Annotated in this window: 13 protein-coding genes and 1 tRNA gene; 5 read left to right on the forward strand and 9 right to left on the reverse strand. The window is 67.1% G+C overall.

Features of this window, described 5'->3' with window-relative positions:
* Positions 1 to 1020: a cyanophycinase gene (locus N5C25_RS18105; RefSeq protein ID WP_279937527.1), complete on the reverse strand. Its 1020-nt coding sequence runs from the start codon at positions 1018 to 1020 to the stop codon at positions 1 to 3.
* 170 nt (positions 1021 to 1190) lie between these two features.
* Here N5C25_RS18105 and N5C25_RS18110 point away from each other — a divergent pair, with 170 nt between their 5' ends.
* Positions 1191 to 3929: a TonB-dependent receptor gene (locus tag N5C25_RS18110; RefSeq protein ID WP_279937528.1), complete on the forward strand. Its 2739-nt coding sequence runs from the start codon at positions 1191 to 1193 to the stop codon at positions 3927 to 3929.
* Positions 3930 to 4543: 614 nt separating this feature from the next.
* Here N5C25_RS18110 and ychF read toward each other — a convergent pair.
* From ychF to N5C25_RS18150, 8 genes are all read right to left on the reverse strand, one after another.
* A complete protein-coding gene (ychF, locus tag N5C25_RS18115) occupies positions 4544 to 5635 on the reverse strand; it encodes a redox-regulated ATPase YchF (RefSeq protein ID WP_057502606.1) in 1092 nt (363 codons plus the stop codon).
* 122 nt (positions 5636 to 5757) lie between these two features.
* Positions 5758 to 6336 carry an aminoacyl-tRNA hydrolase gene (gene pth, locus N5C25_RS18120; protein WP_058980351.1) on the reverse strand — a complete coding sequence of 193 codons (579 nt, stop codon included), beginning with the start codon at positions 6334 to 6336 and terminating at the stop codon, positions 5758 to 5760.
* A gap of 48 nt (positions 6337 to 6384) precedes the next feature.
* Positions 6385 to 7002: a 50S ribosomal protein L25/general stress protein Ctc gene (locus tag N5C25_RS18125; protein ID WP_005415401.1), complete on the reverse strand. Its 618-nt coding sequence runs from the start codon at positions 7000 to 7002 to the stop codon at positions 6385 to 6387.
* 109 nt (positions 7003 to 7111) lie between these two features.
* Positions 7112 to 8071 (reverse strand): ribose-phosphate diphosphokinase, encoded by a 960-nt coding sequence (locus N5C25_RS18130; RefSeq protein ID WP_005415400.1) that lies wholly within the window; start codon positions 8069 to 8071, stop codon positions 7112 to 7114.
* Between the two features lie 140 nt (positions 8072 to 8211).
* Positions 8212 to 8288, reverse strand: a tRNA-Gln gene (locus N5C25_RS18135).
* An 11-nt stretch (positions 8289 to 8299) separates the two neighbouring features.
* Positions 8300 to 9169: a 4-(cytidine 5'-diphospho)-2-C-methyl-D-erythritol kinase gene (gene ispE, locus N5C25_RS18140; protein ID WP_058980352.1), complete on the reverse strand. Its 870-nt coding sequence runs from the start codon at positions 9167 to 9169 to the stop codon at positions 8300 to 8302.
* A complete protein-coding gene (gene lolB / locus N5C25_RS18145; RefSeq protein WP_058980353.1) occupies positions 9166 to 9825 on the reverse strand; it encodes a lipoprotein insertase outer membrane protein LolB in 660 nt (219 codons plus the stop codon). Before lolB ends, ispE begins: the two co-directional genes overlap by 4 nt.
* Entirely contained in the window at positions 9822 to 11507 is a 1686-nt protein-coding gene (locus tag N5C25_RS18150; protein ID WP_279937532.1) for a tetratricopeptide repeat protein, read from the reverse strand. Before N5C25_RS18150 ends, lolB begins: the two co-directional genes overlap by 4 nt.
* Before the next feature lie 63 nt (positions 11508 to 11570).
* Between N5C25_RS18150 and hemA the strand changes: the two genes are divergently transcribed.
* From hemA to ppk2, 4 genes are all read left to right on the forward strand, one after another.
* On the forward strand, positions 11571 to 12854 hold the full coding sequence (gene hemA, locus N5C25_RS18155) for a glutamyl-tRNA reductase (RefSeq protein ID WP_058980355.1): 1284 nt from the start codon (positions 11571 to 11573) through the stop codon (positions 12852 to 12854).
* Entirely contained in the window at positions 12832 to 13914 is a 1083-nt protein-coding gene (gene prfA, locus N5C25_RS18160) for a peptide chain release factor 1 (protein ID WP_019661162.1), read from the forward strand. Before hemA ends, prfA begins: the two co-directional genes overlap by 23 nt.
* A gap of 5 nt (positions 13915 to 13919) precedes the next feature.
* Positions 13920 to 15623, forward strand: coding sequence for a tetratricopeptide repeat protein (locus N5C25_RS18165; protein ID WP_279937534.1), 1704 nt, complete (start codon positions 13920 to 13922; stop codon positions 15621 to 15623).
* 75 nt (positions 15624 to 15698) lie between these two features.
* Positions 15699 to 16481, forward strand: coding sequence for a polyphosphate kinase 2 (gene ppk2, locus N5C25_RS18170; protein ID WP_019661160.1), 783 nt, complete (start codon positions 15699 to 15701; stop codon positions 16479 to 16481).
* Positions 16482 to 16583 lie beyond the last annotated feature (102 nt).

Consider the following 16583-nt stretch of genomic DNA (forward strand, 5'->3'; position numbering starts at 1 on the left):
CTACCGAAGCGTGAACTCAAGCTCGCCATCGCTGACGTCGGCCACGGCCTGATAGTCGGCCTCGGCCTGGATGTCATCCAGGCGCATGCGGCTGCCGCTGGCGATCACGGCCACCGGGACGGCTTGGAAGCGCAACGGCTCACCCTCCACAAGGCGGTCGGCATCGCGACCGGGGCTGACCACCCAGACCTTGCCCTCGCCGTCAGCACTGTAGACCTGTGCCTGGCCATCGGGCTCCACGCACAGGGCGGTGTCTTCGTCGACGCCGATGCCGACGATGTCGGGGTCGCCACTGTCCTGGGCAGCGCGCGCCACGAACACGATCAGGCGACCGAGCCGGTCGCGCTTGTCGAAGTGGGTGTCGGTGACCACGCGCTGCAGGTAGGGCATCTGCAGGAAGCCGCTGTCCATGGTCACCGCGCTGCCCATCGGGTCCGCCAGGGCGCCGGCAGAGGTGATGCTGCCGCCGTCCATCGCGCCGTAGGCATAGCCACCGAGGATGGCGAGCCCCGCACTGGTACCGGCAATCGGCTTGCCAGCGCGCACATGGGCGTTCAGCGCGCGGTTGAGCGCAGTGCCCTTCCAGAAGCGGATGTAGCGCGACTGGTCACCACCGGCAATGAAGATGGCATCAGCTGCGGCAACCACGCGCAGCACGGCCGGATCGTCGGCGCCGCGGCGGCTGTCGAAGACCAGCGTCTGCACTGCGGTGGTACCGCCGATCTCGCGGTACAGGCGGTCCTGCAGCTCATCACTGCCAGAAGCGCGCAGGATCAGCACGCGTCCATTGCCAGCTTGCTTCAGCCACCAGTGGAAGGCCTCCGGCACCCATTCGCCACCGCCCATCAGCATCATGGCCGGTGCGCGCGGACCGGGCCGGGGCGCGTCGAGATCGCCGGCTTCGTAGTAGGCAAAGCCCGGGCCCTGCAGGTCCTGCGCAAGGGTGACCAACGGCACGGCCAAGACCAGCAGCGCCAGCCAGGCGAAGGGGGCAGGCAGGGTCCGATGGAGGCGTCGCATCTTGATCTCCCTGAACAAAATCGACTTGCAAGCGTTTCCACTCTTTGCCAGATAGGGACCCAGTAGTCAAGGACATGAAAAAGGCGTTAAATGCGCGCGCCCGTTCCGGAAATCTGAATGGGGGACAGGGCCCCTCCTCTGCGGGCCGGCTTCATTTCCGAGAATTTCTCATGCGTAGAAAGGCGATGGCGTGGTCGATCCAGCTGGCGTTGATGGGCGTGGCTGCTTCCGCGGCGGCCCAGGCACCGGCTTCCTCCTCGGTTCAACAACTGGATGCGGTGCAGGTCACCGGTTCGCGCATTCCGCGCGCCCAGGTGGAAGGCCCCGCCCCGATCACGGTGATCAACGCCGAACAGATCCGCTCCAGCGGCTTCACCAGCGTGCCGGACGTGCTGCGTGCAATGACCCAGAACGGCGGTGAGACCCAGAGCCAGCAGTCTTCCAGCGGCGCCGACTTCTCGCCGGGCGCCCAGCAGGTGGACCTGCGCGGCCTGGGCCCGAACCACACGCTGGTGCTGGTCAATGGCCGCCGCATCGCCGACTTCCCGATGCCGTTCAAGGGCCGCAGCAACTTCACCGATGTCTCCAACATCCCGCTGGGGATGATCGAGCGCATCGAAGTGCTGACCGGCAGCGCCTCGGCCATCTACGGCTCGGACGCGATCGCCGGCGTGGTCAACTTCATCCTGAAGAAGAAGGCCGACGGCACCACGATCGACATGCGCATGGGCACCACCAGCGAAGGCGGTGGCGAGTCGTTCGACATGAGCCTGGCCAGCGGCTTCAGCCGCGGCAACTTCAACGCCGTGTACAGTGTCGAGCTGCAGTCGCAGACTCCGCTGTGGGCCTATGAGCGCGACATCCAGGATTCGACCCAGGACGGCCCCACCGAGGGCTCGCGCATCGCCCGCCGCGCTTACCTGCGTACGGACTACAACGACGACTACCTGGATCCGGGCGCGGCCACCTGCGAAGCGCTGGCCGGGCAGAACCAGGGCAGCACCTACCGCGCCTACCGCCCGCGCTACGGTTACTACTGCGGCAGCGACAGCTCGATCGGCTACGGCACCATCCTCAGCAAGCGCCGCGGCGCCAATGGCTACGCCTCGCTGAGCTACGACTTCGACAACGGCCAGCAATGGTTCGCCGATGTGCAGCTGGGCTACCACACGATGTCGCTGATGCGCGACGTCACCAAGTGGGGCCGCATGGACGCCAATGGTGACGAGTCGGGCTACTTCAACAATGAAGCCACCGGCGAGATCGAATTCTGGCAGCGCCAGTTCTCACCTGAGGAAATGGGTGGGCTGCGCAATGCAATGGTGCGCAGCACGCAGAAGACCTTCAGCGTGACCACTGGCTTCAAGGGCAACCTGACCGGCAACTGGGATTACGAAGCGGCATTGAGCCATTCGCAGTACCAGTCGCGGATCAGCTGGGCGCAGATCATCGCAGCCAAGGCCAATGACCTGTTCCTGGGCCCGCAGCTGGGCGTGGATGACGATGGCTTCCCGATCTACAACGCGGACCCGTCGCGCCTGTACCGGCCGCTGACCCGCGCCGAGTACGATTCGATCGCCGCACGCACCTCCTATTCGCCCAAGTCGCGCACCGAGACGGCTGCATTCACGCTGACCAATTCCGCACTGTTCGGCCTGCCGGGCGGTGATGCCGGGTTCGCCGCGACCGTGGAAGTGGGCCAGCAGGCCTATGCGCTGAATCCCGATCCGCTGGCCACCCAGTACTACTACTACAGCTGGAAGGATTCGGACGGCCAGGGCTCGCGCAACCGCTGGGCGACCGCCGCCGAGCTGCGCATGCCGCTGCACGAGACGGTCAACCTGAGCGTGGCCGGCCGCTACGACCAGTACCGCTATTCCGGCCACACCATCGGCAAGGCGACCTGGAGCGGCGGTCTGGAATGGCGCCCGATCGACACGCTGCTGGTGCGCGGTTCGTATGGCACCGCGTTCCGCGCGCCGGACCTGCACTACGTGTTCGCCGGACCGGGCAACGACGAGACCACCGCCGAAGACCTGTACAGCTGCCGCGCCGATGGCGCTAGCGACTGTTCCGACTACGAGCGCAACCTGATCCGCAGCCGCACCGGCAACCGCCAGCTCGAGCCGGAAACCAGCACCTCGTGGAGTGCAGGCTTCGTCTGGTCGCCGGCGATCGGCCTGGACCTGTCCGTGGACTGGTTTGACATCGACATGCGCAAGCAGGTGCAGGACATGGACGTTCGCACGCTCCTGGCCAACGAAGCCAACTGCCGCCTGGGTACTGCCGACATCAACTCGCCGACCTGCGTGGACGCGCTCGACCGCATCACCCGCACCGGTGATGGCCGCCTATACGGCGTGCGCGTCGCTCCGATCAACGTCGCCCGCGAATCGACCTCCGGTACCGACGTCGGCCTGCGCTACCGCATGCAGACCGGCATCGGCGATTTCATCCTCAACGGCACCCACACCTGGGTGAAGAAGCACGATTTCCAGCGCTACCCCGGTGACCCGACACTGGACCAGTTCGCGGTCAACAGCGGATTCGACATCCCGCGTACCAAGACCAGCCTGAGCGTGACCTGGGAGAAGGACGCGTGGTCGGCGACGGTCTATGGCTCGCGCCTGGGCAAGCTGCCAACTTCGGACAGCTACGACCAGTCGTTCGACTGGGACAGCGGCGACAGCCCGTACGTGAAGGCGACCTACCGCTACAACGCCTCGGTGCAGTACCGCTTCGACGACCACTCGCGCCTGTCGCTGTCGGTGGTCAATGTGTTCAACAAGATGCCGCCGAAGGACACCACGTATACCGCGTACCCGTACTACGACGTGTCCTGGTTCGATAGCGTCGGCCGCACCATCAACCTGCAGTACACCCACAAGTTTGGTGGCAGCGCGTTGTAAGGCACGCCGCACTGCAGAGCGTGGACGACAAGGCCCGCCATTGGCGGGCCTTGCCATTTGCGCTCTGGTAGATGCCCACCTTGGTGGGCACTGTCTCGCCGCGCACCCACCAAGGTGGGCGGCTATCAGAGTGGGCCACCGGGGTTTTCCACACAATGCGTGGAGCGTGATGGGAACTTGATGTGGACAAGTGGGTTCGAGCGTTGCGATGCAGGCATTTCCGGGCGTGGTTATTTTTTATCCACGCCTCCCGTTGTTTTCCACACCACGCGTGGAAAGCGATGGGAACTTGGTGTGGACAAGTGGGTGCGAGCATTGCAGCGCAGGCGTTTCGAAGCGTGGTGAAAATTTATCCAGGTCGCGCGGGCGAGCCCCTTGTAGAGCCGAGCCCACGCTCGGCTCCGGCTGGCATCAGCCGAGCATGGGCTCGGCTCTACATCAGATTCGTCGGTTTTCCACACCTGGCGTGGAAAGCGATGGGAGTTTGCTGTGGACAAGTGCCGGCGAACATCACGCCGCAAGCGATTCGCAGCGTGGTGATTTTTTATCCATATTCAGAAACGCGAACGCCCCGCACGAGGCGGGGCGTCCGGGGCCGATCCGATGCCGCTGGATCAGACGTTGAAGCGGAAGTGCAGGATGTCGCCTTCCTGCACGCGGTATTCCTTGCCTTCCAGGCGCAGGCGACCGGCTTCCTTGGCGCCGGCTTCGCCCTTGTACTTGATGAAGTCGTCATACGCGATGGTTTCGGCGCGGATGAAGCCCTTCTCGAAGTCGGTGTGGATGACGGCGGCGGCCTGCGGAGCGGTAGCGCCCTTGCGCACCGTCCACGCGCGGACTTCCTTCACGCCTGCGGTGAAGTAGGTCTGCAGGCCCAGCAGGCTGTAGGCCGCGTTGATCACGCGGTTCAGGCCCGGCTCGCTCAGGCCCAGGTCGGCCAGGAAGGTATCGCGGTCTTCGTCGTCGAGCTGGGACAGCTCTTCCTCGATCGCGGCCGACACCGGCACCACCTGCGCGCCTTCTGCGGCGGCATGCGCGCGCACAGCTTCCAGGTGCGGGTTGTTCTCGAAACCGTCTTCCAGCACGTTGGCGATGTACATCACCGGCTTCAGGGTCAGCAGGAACAGGTCGCGTACCAGCGCCTTTTCTTCATCATCCAGGCCGACCGAACGACCGGCCTTGCCGTCGGACAGTGCCGCCTGCAGCTTGGCCAGCACCGGCTTGCGCGCCGCTGCGTCCTTGTCACCGCCCTTGGCTGCACGCTCGGCACGGTTCAGCGCCTTCTCGACGCTGTCCAGGTCGGCCAGCGCCAGCTCGGTATCGATGGTTTCGATGTCCGAGATCGGGTCGACCTTGCCGGCGACGTGCACGATGTCACCGTGCTCGAAGCAGCGCACCACGTGGGTGATGGCATCGACTTCGCGGATGTGCGCCAGGAACTTGTTGCCCAGGCCTTCACCGCTGGCGGCACCGGCGACCAGGCCGGCGATGTCGACGAACTCGACTGCGGTCGGGATGACCTTCTGCGGGTTGATGATGCCCGCCAGCTCGTTCAGGCGCGGGTCCGGCACCGGCACGATGCCGACGTTCGGCTCGATGGTGCAGAACGGGAAGTTCGCCGCGGCGATGCCCGCCTTGGTCAGCGCATTGAACAGGGTCGACTTGCCGACGTTGGGCAGGCCGACGATGCCGCATTTGATACCCATGGGTGACAGCTCTCTGGGGTGAAAGTGATTGGTGAAACAGCGCGCGCGCTGCTTGGCCAATCCATCTCGGTGTGGTCGATCAACAGCGGTGCCAACCAAGGTTGGCACCTAGCCAAAGCAGGTTATTTCGGGGTGTGCAGGCGCTTCATCGCTTCGTTGAAATCGCCCTGCACCGCCAGCGGCAGCACGTCGATCGCATCGTCGATGGCGCGCGCGATCAGCACGTCATCGTCCTTCGACGGGCGGCCGAGCACCCAACCCACCACGCGGTCCTTGTGGCCGGGGTGGCCAATGCCCACGCGCAGGCGATGGAACCTGCCATGGCCGAGCAGGCGGATGGTGTCGCGCAGGCCGTTCTGACCGCCGTGGCCACCGTCGAACTTCAGCCGTGCCGCGCCGGGCGGCAGGTCCAGTTCGTCGTGGGCCAGCAGGGTTTCCTCCGGCTCGATCTTCCAGAACCGCTGCGCGGCGGTGACCGACTTGCCGCTGAGGTTCATGAAGGTGGCGGGCTTGAGGAGCCACACCGTCTGCCCGGCGATCTCGACCTTGGCGGTCTCACCGAACAGCTTGCTGTCCACATTCCATCGTGCACCGGCTTTCTCCGCCAGGGCCTCAACGAAATGAAACCCGGCATTGTGCCGGGTCCGGGCGTGTTCCGATCCGGGGTTGCCCAGACCGACGATCAGTCGCAGTCCTGCCATGGTTCCTTCCAGTACGGTGCCTGCCCGCAGGCAGGCACCGTAGCGGTATTACTCGGCGGCAGCCGCTTCTTCGTCGGCCGCGTCGGCCTTGCCGGCCTTGGCGGTGACGATGGCGTCGTCGTGGTCCTTGCCCAGCGCCAGGGCCGGGATTTCCACGCCCTTCGGCAGCTTGATGTCGGACAGGTACACCACGTCACCGGCCTTCAGCTCGCCCAGGTCGACTTCGATCGACTCCGGCAGGTCCTTCGGCAGGCAGGTGATGGTCACTTCCTTCAGTTCGTGGGTGACCACGACGTCGGCAGCCTTGCCGGCCGGCGAGGTGTCTTCGTTGACGAAGTGCAGCGGGACCGAAGCGGTCAGGGCTTCGTTCTCGTTCACGCGCTGGAAGTCCAGGTGCATGATCAGCTGCTTGTACGGGTGGCGCTGCATGTCACGCAGCAGGACCTTCTGCACCTGGCCATCCAGGTTCAGGTCCAGGATCGAGGCATAGAACCACTCGTTCTGCTGGGCCAGCCAGATTTCGTTGTGGTCCAGGCTGATGGCGACCGGCTCGGCGTTGCCGCCGTACACGATGGCCGGGATCACACCGGCGTGACGCAGGCGGCGGCTCGCACCCTTACGCTGCAGTTCACGCTTGGTGACCTTGATTTCATGGGTCTTCGACATTTTCGACTACTCAGGTTGTTGCCGCGCCCTGCGGCGTGGCGGTTGAAGATGCTTCCGCGACCAGAAGCACCCGGGGTATGCCCCCGCCGTTGCCGGCAGGGGCGAAAACTCAGTCGACGTACAGCGAGCTGACCGACTCACCGAAGGCGATGCGGCGCATCGTTTCAGCCAGCATTTCCGCCACGCTCAGCTGGCGGATCTTGCTGCACACCCGCGCCGCGTCCTTCAGCGGGATGGTGTCGGTCACCACCAGCTCGTCGAGCTGGGAATTGGTGATGTTGTCCACCGCCGGGCCCGACAGCACCGCGTGGGTGCAGTAGGCGGCGACCTTGAGCGCACCGCGCGCCTTCAGGGCAGCAGCAGCGGCGCACAGGGTGCCGGCGGTATCGACGATGTCATCGACCATCACGCAGGTCTTGCCTTCGACGTCACCGATGATGTTCATCACGGTGGAGACGTTGGCACGCGGGCGGCGCTTGTCGATGATCGCCAGGTCGGCGTCATCCAGGCGCTTGGCCACCGCACGGGCGCGGACCACGCCGCCCACGTCCGGCGACACAACGATCAGGTTCTCGGTGCCGTAGGCGCGCCAGATGTCGGCCAGCAGCAGCGGGGACGCATACACGTTGTCCACCGGAATATCGAAGAAACCCTGGATCTGGTCGGCGTGCAGGTCGACGGTCAGCACGCGATCAGCGCCAGCGGTGCTGAACATCTTCGCCGCCAGCTTGGCGGTGATCGGCACGCGCGAGGAACGCATGCGGCGATCCTGGCGCGAGTAGCCGAAATACGGCACCACGGCGGTCACGCTGGCCACCGATGCGCGCTTGAGCGCGTCGATCAGCACCAGCAGTTCCATCAGGTTTTCCGCGCTCGGCGCGCAGGTCGGCTGGATCACGAACACGTCCTGCTTGCGGACGTTCTCTTCGATCTCCACCTGCACTTCGCCATCGGAGAAGTGCGAGACCAGCGCCTTGCCCGGGCGAACCCCCAGTTCCTTGCAGATGTTCTGCGCCAGACGTTTGTTGGCGTTGCCGGAAAAGACCAGCAGGTTCGGGGACTCTTGCATCATGATTGTCTCGGGCGGGGACGAGTGGCGGGGATCCGGAGTCGGCAAGGACCCCGATGGACCCTTGCTGCTGACAACACCGCGGTTGTTTCCACGTCCCGCGCGGGCGATGCGCTGGAAGGCGCGGACACAGCCGCTATTGGCAGGGGCGGTAGGATTCGAACCTACGAATGCCAGGATCAAAACCTGGTGCCTTGGGCCTCTTGGCGACGCCCCTGCAGTGATAAATCAGTGTTGCTCGAGTGCATCCAGCAGTGGCGAACGCGCTACGCCCGCTGCCACCCTTGCCCGCAACTCCTTCGGCAACTTCGACCGTCCCTGCTCTGCGGCAGACTGCGATGCGAACTCGACGAAACAACCACTTCCCGAACCGGTCAGCCGCGCCGTGCCGATGTCGCTCAACGCGGCGAACGCTGCCTCGACGGCAGGCTCACGGCGGCGCAGCACCGGTTCGAACGCGTTCCCGACCAGGGTCCCGGAAGCGAAGTCCTCTATTTTCGCCACTGGGCTGTCGCGCGTCAAATCCGGGTCTGCAAACAGTGCTGGCGTAGGAACATGAACGCCCGGTTCGACCACCACGTACCAGGCCGGGGCCAGGGTGATCGGCTGCAGGCGCTCACCCACGCCTTCAGCCCAGGCGTTGCGCCCGCGCACGAATACCGGCACATCTGCGCCCAGGCGCAGGCCCAGCGCCGCCAAAGCCTCTTCATCCAGACCCGCCCGCCACAGCCGGTTCAGCACCACCAGCGCCGTGGCCGCGTCGGACGACCCCCCGCCAAACCCACCCCCGGCGGGAACGTGCTTTTCGACGATGATGTCTGCACCTTGCTCGACCTTTGCCGCTTCCTGGAGCAGGCGCGCGGCACGCACCGCCAGGTCATCAGCCTCGGCCACGCCGGCCAAGCCCTCGCCCTCACGGCGCACCTGGCCGTCTTCACGCAGGCGCAGGCCAATGCGATCGCCCCAGTCCAGCAGGCGGAACACGGTCTGCAGCTCGTGGTAGCCGTCGGCGCGGCGGCCGGTGATGTGCAGGAACAGGTTCAGCTTGGCCGGGGCCGGCCACCAGGACCAGCCCGCATCATCGTGCCCGGCACTCATGGGGCGCCCTGCCCCCACTGGTCCACCAGCAGGCGCACCTTGGCGTCGCCATTGCTGGCCTCGATCCGGCGCGGCAGCGCCGGGCGTCCGGCCTCGGCCGGGTACCAGTCCAGATACTGCACCTGCCAGCCCATCTGCTGCATGCGACGCGGCCGGCCGTCAGCGTCGCGCTCGACCTTCTCCGGACCGGCAGCATCGCCGGCCACCAGGCCACGGATCCACTGCGGCAGCTGGTTGACCGGTATGTCCCAGCCGGTCGCTTCCAGCAGCAGCTGCTGGGCGTCCTCGCCGTCACGCGGCCCGCCGGCCAGTCCTTCCAGGCGGCCGGCTTCGGAATGGGTATCGCCGGCCAGCTTCCAGCTCTGCCGGGTCACCGGCGCGCTCAGCTCGACCACATAGCGGCGTCCTTCCTGCTTCCAGTCGATGCGTCCGCTGCCGCCATCCTTGCCCTTGCTGACCGCGACCCGGCCCTGGAAAGCCCAGTCCGGCTGTGCCTGCAGCGCGGCCACGCGCGCCGCCTCGGCCTGCGCCGCTTCGGCCGAAACAACCTCGACCACCGCCGGCGCCGGGGTCTTCTGCGTGCCCACGCTGGTACAGGCGGTCAGCGCCAGGGCCGCAGTTGCCAACAGCAGCGGCCGGATCAGGGAAACACTCATGGATTGAATTTCTCGCGGGCGCGCAGCAGCGCGCGGTTTTCAGGATCGAGCTTGGCCGCTTCTTCGAAGAAGCGGCGGGCCTCGTCATGCTTGCCCAGCACCCAGAGCACTTCGCCAACGTGGGAAGCGATCTCCGGGTCCTTGGCCAGGGTCCAGGCACGGCGCAGCTGCACCAGTGCTTCTTCCTTGCGGCCCAGGCGGTACAGCACCCAGCCATAGCTGTCGACAATGGCAGCGTTGTCCGGTTCGGCCACGCGGGCGCGGTCGATCAGCTCCAGCGCTTCCTGCAGGCGGCCGGTACGGTCGGCCAGGGTGTAGCCCAAGGCATTCAGGGCCGGCACGTTTTCCGGGTCGGTCACCAGGATCTTGCGCAGGTCGGCCTCGGCGCGCGGGATATCGTCGCGGCGCTCCCAGGCGAGTGCACGGGCGTACAGCAGGCCGTTGTCATCCGGGTAGGCGGCCAGGCCGCGGGCCAATGCATCCAGTTCGCCGGCACTGTCATCGCCGCGCTGGCGCAGTTCAGCCTCCAGCAGATAGGCGTCGCGACGCACATCGTCATCGACCACCGCATCGGACTGGATCGCGTGCACTTCATCCAGGGCCTGCGGCAGGCGCCCGGCCAGGGCCTGGGCATTGGCCGCGCGCAGGCGCGCTTCGCTCAGCTCATCGCCGCCGGGCACGCTGTGGTACCACTGCACCGCCTCCGGATAGCGCTTCAGGTACTCGGCGATCTTGCCCAGCAGCAGGCGCTGCGCCGGGTCCGGCTTGGCCGCCTGCCGCGACAGTTCGTTGTAGAGATTGGACAGCGCTGCCTTGTCGCCCTGCTTGGCCAGCAGCGAGGCGCGCATGCCCCAGGTCTGCACATCCTGCGGGCCGAACGCCAGCACGCGCTCGGCCGCAGCAGGCTGCCCCAGGCTGTCGTAGGCGATGGCCACCGCATTGCGCAGTTCCGGGTCCTGGCGCGTCTTAGGCTCCACGTCGTGCAGCAGCGACAGCGCCTTGTCGGTCTCGCCCGCTTGTTGCAACTGGCTGGCGCGCAGCAGTGCCACACGCGGCTCTTCCGGGAAGCGCTTGACCACCTCATCGATCATCCGCCGCGCCAGCTCGGGCTTTTCCATGCGCAGCGCGAGACGGCCAAACTCCTGCCAGGCCTCGATCTTCGGTGGAATGGCGTTGGCGTCGACCAGCTCACCCAGCACCTGCGCCGGCACCGCCGGGTCGCGCCCACCGCCGATCAGGGCGGCCAGGGCGAACTTCCAGCCGCGCTCGTCGGGGTCGGCCAGCAGCGCCTGCAGTTCAGCGCGGGCGGCCTTCACATCGCCCTGGCGCATGGCCAGCGCACCGGCGGCGCTGCGCAGGGTCAACGAGCTTGGCGCGCGCTGCTGCCACAGGGCCAGGCCCTTGGCGGCGCTGGCATCATCGTTGGCGAGCATGGAAATGCGGGTCGCACGCTCGGCCAGGCCGGCATCGCCGTCGGTCTGCTGTGCCGCCTGCAGGTACCAGCGCGCGGCCTCAGCCAGCTTGCCAGCCTGCAGCGCGAACTCACCGGCCATCACCGGTTCCAGCGCCAGTTCCTCAGTGGCCGGGGCCCTTACAGGGGCCTTGGCCGGCACCGCCGCCAGGGCCTGGCTGCAGGCCAGGGACAGCAGCAGAACACTGGGGATGCGAATCAATGCGGGCATCGTCGGCATCGGGGCCTTAAAATGTCGTCCAATGGCCAGCAGCTTATCGCAAGCAACTGAACAATGACCCTGTGGGTGCTCGGACTGAATCACCAGACCGCACCGGTGGAGCTGCGCGAGCGCGCGGCCTTCGCCGGTGAGGCGTTGCCGCGCGCGCTCGGTTCGCTGCGCGATACCCCGCAGATTGCAGAGGCGGTGCTGCTGTCCACCTGCAACCGCACCGAACTGTACGCCGTGGCCGAGTCGGCACAGGCGCTGGACCAGTGGCTGCGCAGCCAGGCCGGTGACCTGCAGGGCTATCTGTACCAGCATGCCGATGCCGAAGCTGTGCGCCACCTGTTCCGGGTTGCCACCGGGCTGGACTCGATGGTGCTGGGCGAACCGCAGATCCTCGGCCAGGTGAAGGACGCCTGGTCGACCGCGCGCGACCATGGCCTGCTCGGCCAGCGCCTGGACCGCCTGTTCCAGCAGACCTTCTCGGTGGCCAAGCGTGCGCGGACCGATACCCAGATCGGCACCAACCCGGTGTCGGTGGCCTCGGCGGCCGTGCGCCTGGCACAGAACGCGTTCGCCCGTCTGGACGATTCCACCGTGCTGCTGGTCGGTGCCGGCGAGACCATCGAACTGGCTGCACGGCACCTGAGTGAAGGCAAGGTGCGGCGGCTGCTGATCGCCAACCGCACCCTGGCCCACGCGCAGGAACTGGCCAGCCGCCATGGTGGCGTGGCCCTGCCGCTGACCGAACTGGACCGTCACCTGGGCGAGGCCGACATTGTGTTCTCGGCCACCGCTGCGCGCGAACCGGTGATCCATCGCGAGATGGTGGCCAAGGCCCTGCGCGCGCGCCGGCACAAGCCGATGCTGCTGTTCGACCTGGCCGTGCCGCGCGACATCGAAGCCGAGGTCGGCACGCTCAACGACGCCTTCCTCTACACCGTCGATGACCTGGAACGCGCGGTGGAAGACAACCGTCGTGGCCGCCGCGAGGCCGCTGCCGAGGCCGAGGCAATCATCGACCTGCAGGTATCGCGCTTCATCGAGACCCAGCAGGCCAGCGCCCACCAGGCACCACTGCGGCAGCTGCGCGCGTTCGGCGAAGCCACCCGTGCCGAGCTGCTGGAGCGCGCGCGCCAGCAGCTGGCCAACGGCAAGCCCGCCGACGAAGTGCTGGAACTGCTGGCCCACGGCCTGACCAACCGCCTGCTGCACCCGCCGACCGCCGCACTGCGCGCCGCCGCGCTGAGTGGCGATGCCGACCTGACCCGCGCCGCCGAGCGCCTGTTCCCGGCCACGCCGGGTTACCGCCACCCACCCGTGAGACCCGATGACGCCGACCCTGCGCCGTAAGCTGGAAGCGCTGGCCGAGCGCCGCGAAGAACTGGAACGCCTGCTCGCCGAACCCGATGTGGTCGCCGACAACACCCGTTTCCGCGATCTTTCGCGCGAATTCGCCCAACTTGAACCGGTTGCCACTGCACTGGCCGATGAAGCCCGTGCCAAGGCCGACCTGGCCGCCGCCGAAGGCATGCGCGCCGATCCCGATCTGCGCGAGCTGGCCGACGAGGAGATCGCCGCCGCGCAGGCGCGCCTGCAGGCGCTGGAGCAGGAGCTCGCATTGCTGCTGGTGCCACGCGACCCGCGCGACGAAGGCAACCTGTTCCTGGAAGTGCGCGCCGGCACTGGCGGCGACGAAGCCGCGATCTTCGCTGGCGACCTGTTCCGCATGTACGCCCGCTATGCCGAGCGCCAGGGCTGGAAGGTCGAGATCGAATCGGACAGCCCGGGCGAGCACGGCGGCTACAAGGAGGTGGTGGCACGCGTGGTCGGCCGGGGAGCGTTCTCGCGGCTGAAGTTCGAATCGGGCACGCACCGCGTGCAGCGCGTGCCGGCCACCGAATCGCAGGGCCGCATCCACACCTCGGCGGCCACCGTGGCAATCATTCCGGAGGCCGACGAAGTCGATGACATCGTCATCAACCCCGCCGACCTGAAGGTGGATACGTTCCGCTCGTCCGGCGCCGGTGGCCAGCACGTCAACAAGACCGAGTCGGCGATCCGCATCACCCACCTGCCGACCGGGGTAGTGGTGGAATGCCAGACCGAACGCAGCCAGCACGCCAATCGCGACAAGGCGATGAAGCGCCTGAAGGCGCAGCTGCTCGATGCCGAACGCCAGCGCCAGGACGCGGCGCAGGCCGAATCGCGGCGCCTGCAGGTCGGCAGCGGCGACCGCAGCCAGCGCATCCGCACCTACAACTTCCCGCAGGGCCGGATCACCGACCACCGCGTGGAAGGCCTGACCCTGTACGACCTGCCCAACATCCTGGCCGGCGACCTCGACCCGCTGCTGCAGCGACTCAGCCACGAACACCAGGTCGACGCCCTGGCGCAGTTGTCGGCGGACTGATCACGATGACGGCCTGGCAGCAGCGACAGCACCTGCAGCAGGCGATCGCGCGCCAGCCCGGCGACTTCGTGGCCTGGGTGATGCTGGCCGACCTGGAACTGGAAGCCGGCGACATCGCTGCCGGCGAGCAGGCCGCACGACGCGCACTGCAACTGCGCCCCAACCACCCCGAAGCGCTGGCGCGGCTGGGCCGCGTGGCCTGGATGGCCGGCGCACATGGCGATGCAGCGAAGCTGCTGGGCCAGGCTTCGGCACAGGCCCCGCAGCACCCGGGCATCGCGTTGTGGCTGGGCCATGCGCTGGAAGATGCCGGTGATGCCGAAGGGGCGGCGACGGCCTATCGCCGCGCGCATGCGCTGATGCCGGGCGAACCCTATATCGCCGCCCAGCGCCTGGCCTGGCAGCGCCGCCTGTGCGACTGGCAGGACGTGGACGCACTGGCCACACAAGTGCGTGGCGCACTGGCCAGCGGCCAAGGTGTGGTCGAACCGTTCGCGTTCCTCAGCGAGGATGCCACCGCAGCCGAACAGCTGGCCTGCGCGCGCGCGCGCGCCGCGGTGATTGCTTCGGGAGTGCGTCCCCTTCCCGCCACGAAGGTGCGCGGGCGCGGCCCCTTGCGGGTCGGCTTCCTATCCAATGGCTTTGGCGCCCATCCCACCGGGCTGCTGACCGTGGCCCTGTTCGAGCAGTTGCGTCATGACCCGGCAGTGCAACTGCATCTGTTCGCGTTGAATCGTGATGACGGCAGCCGCATCCGCCAGCGGCTGCAGGCAGCGGCACAGCTGCATGATGTGGCTGGCCTGCGACATGCCGATACCGCCGCACGCATCCGCGCACAGGGCATCGACCTGCTGTTCGACCTGCGCGGATGGGGCGGCGGCGGCACGCCGGAGGTACTGGCGATGCGCCCTGCCCCGCTGCAGTTGAACTGGCTGGCTTACCCCGGCACCTCCGGGGCGCCGTGGATGGATGCCGTGATCGGCGACAGCTTCGTTTTGCCAGTTTCACTGGAGCCGCACTACAGCGAACGGGTGCTGCGCCTGCCGCGTGCCTTCCAGCCCTCAGACAACACCCGCATGCTGGAGCCGGCTCCGTCCCGCGCCGAGTGCGGGTTGCCCGGACACGGCGTCGTGTTCTGCTGCTTCAACAACAGCTACAAGCTCAACCCGCGCAGCATGGGCCGCGCCTTCGCAGTGCTGCAGGCGGTGCCCGGCAGCGTGCTGTGGCTGCTGTCCGGCCCCGGCCATGCCGACGCCCGCCTGCGCAGCGCCGCACAGGCCGCTGGCCTGGACCCAACGCGGCTGGTGTTCATGGCCAAACTGCCGCATCCGCAGTATCTGGCCCGCTATCAGCTGGCCGACCTGTTCCTCGACACGCATCCGTACAACGCCCACACCACCGGGTCCGACGCGCTGTGGGCCGGCTGCCCGGTGCTGACCTGCCCCGGCGACACGTTCGCCGCGCGCGTGGCCGGCAGCCTCAACCACCATCTGGGGCTGGCGCGGATGAATGTCGCCGACGATGCGGCGTTCATCACCACCGCCAGCGCGCTGGGCAATGACCCGGCGGCGCTGGCCGCGTTGCGCGCTGAACTGGCACAGGCGCGCGAGCGCAGCGGGCTGTTCGACATGGGCGGGTTTGCCCGCGATCTGTCAGCGTTGGTGCAGCAACTGGCACGTGAGAACGGCTGGACGGGCGCAGCAGGGTAAGCGCGACCAGGTAGCGTCGACATCGCCTGGGCAGCCCCTGCGCTACGCTCGGGCTTCCTCCCCGCGGGTGTGACGATGGCCAAGCTCAAGCGCAAGGACTACGACGAACTGCTGCTGCCTTTGCAGCTGGAACTGACCGCCATGGCGCGCTGGGTGCAGCACAGCGGACAGCGCCTGCTGGTGCTGTTCGAAGGCCGTGATACCGCAGGTAAAGGCGGCGCGATCCAGGCCATCAGCCAGCATCTCAATCCACGCCAATGCCGGGTGGTAGCACTGCCCAAGCCTACCGACCGCGAAGCCACGCAGTGGTATTTCCAGCGCTATGCCTCGCATCTTCCCGCCGCCGGCGAGATCGTGCTGATGGACCGCAGCTGGTACAACCGCGCAGGCGTCGAGCGGGTGATGGGCTATTGCAGCGAAACCGAGTACCAGCAGTTCCTGCGCCAGGCGCCGGTGTTCGAACAGCTGCTGGTGGACGACGGCATCCTGCTGTTCAAGTACTGGCTGTGCGTGGACCAGGAGCAGCAGGAGAAGCGCTTCGCCGAGCGCCACCTCGATCCGCTGAAGGGCTGGAAGCTGTCCCCGGTGGACCTGAAATCGCGCAGCAAGTACAGCGCCTATACCGAAGCCCGCGAGGCGATGCTGCGCGCGACGCATCGCGAGGCGGCGCCGTGGACGCTGGTGGATTTCAACGACCAGCGGCTGGGCCGGCTGACGCTGGTACGCAACCTGCTGGACCGGTTGCCCGATACGCGGGTGGATGCACCGTTGCCCGAGCTGCCGAAGCTGAAGGGCAAGCTGCATCGCGAGCACTACGATGTGCTGAAGCCGATCGAGGACTTCCCGGTCGAGGAATAGGGTGGGTTGGCAGGGCCTGCGGCCCTGCACCTGCTCAAGCAACGGCAACAGCAACAGCCAGAGCGGGATTTCCGTGGAATGGCGGGGCGGTGTCGGAGTGCG

The sequence above is a fragment of the Stenotrophomonas sp. GD03958 genome, assembly GCF_029839005.1.
GTDB lineage: Bacteria > Pseudomonadota > Gammaproteobacteria > Xanthomonadales > Xanthomonadaceae > Stenotrophomonas > Stenotrophomonas hibiscicola.

Excerpts from the sequence above, each read along its gene's own strand:
- pth (WP_058980351.1), bottom strand. The coding sequence starts at position 6,336 with ATGGCAGGACTGCGACTGATCGTCGGTCTGGGCAACCCCGGATCGGAA.
- N5C25_RS18165 (WP_279937534.1), top strand. The coding sequence starts at position 13,920 with ATGACGGCCTGGCAGCAGCGACAGCACCTGCAGCAGGCGATCGCGCGC.
- ispE (WP_058980352.1), bottom strand. The coding sequence starts at position 9,169 with ATGAGTGCCGGGCACGATGATGCGGGCTGGTCCTGGTGGCCGGCCCCG.
- prfA (WP_019661162.1), top strand. The coding sequence starts at position 12,832 with ATGACGCCGACCCTGCGCCGTAAGCTGGAAGCGCTGGCCGAGCGCCGC.
- hemA (WP_058980355.1), top strand. The coding sequence starts at position 11,571 with ATGACCCTGTGGGTGCTCGGACTGAATCACCAGACCGCACCGGTGGAG.
- N5C25_RS18110 (WP_279937528.1), top strand. The coding sequence starts at position 1,191 with ATGCGTAGAAAGGCGATGGCGTGGTCGATCCAGCTGGCGTTGATGGGC.
- N5C25_RS18150 (WP_279937532.1), bottom strand. The coding sequence starts at position 11,507 with ATGCCCGCATTGATTCGCATCCCCAGTGTTCTGCTGCTGTCCCTGGCC.
- ychF (WP_057502606.1), bottom strand. The coding sequence starts at position 5,635 with ATGGGTATCAAATGCGGCATCGTCGGCCTGCCCAACGTCGGCAAGTCG.
- lolB (WP_058980353.1), bottom strand. The coding sequence starts at position 9,825 with ATGAGTGTTTCCCTGATCCGGCCGCTGCTGTTGGCAACTGCGGCCCTG.
- N5C25_RS18105 (WP_279937527.1), bottom strand. The coding sequence starts at position 1,020 with ATGCGACGCCTCCATCGGACCCTGCCTGCCCCCTTCGCCTGGCTGGCG.
- ppk2 (WP_019661160.1), top strand. The coding sequence starts at position 15,699 with ATGGCCAAGCTCAAGCGCAAGGACTACGACGAACTGCTGCTGCCTTTG.
- N5C25_RS18130 (WP_005415400.1), bottom strand. The coding sequence starts at position 8,071 with ATGCAAGAGTCCCCGAACCTGCTGGTCTTTTCCGGCAACGCCAACAAA.
- N5C25_RS18125 (WP_005415401.1), bottom strand. The coding sequence starts at position 7,002 with ATGTCGAAGACCCATGAAATCAAGGTCACCAAGCGTGAACTGCAGCGT.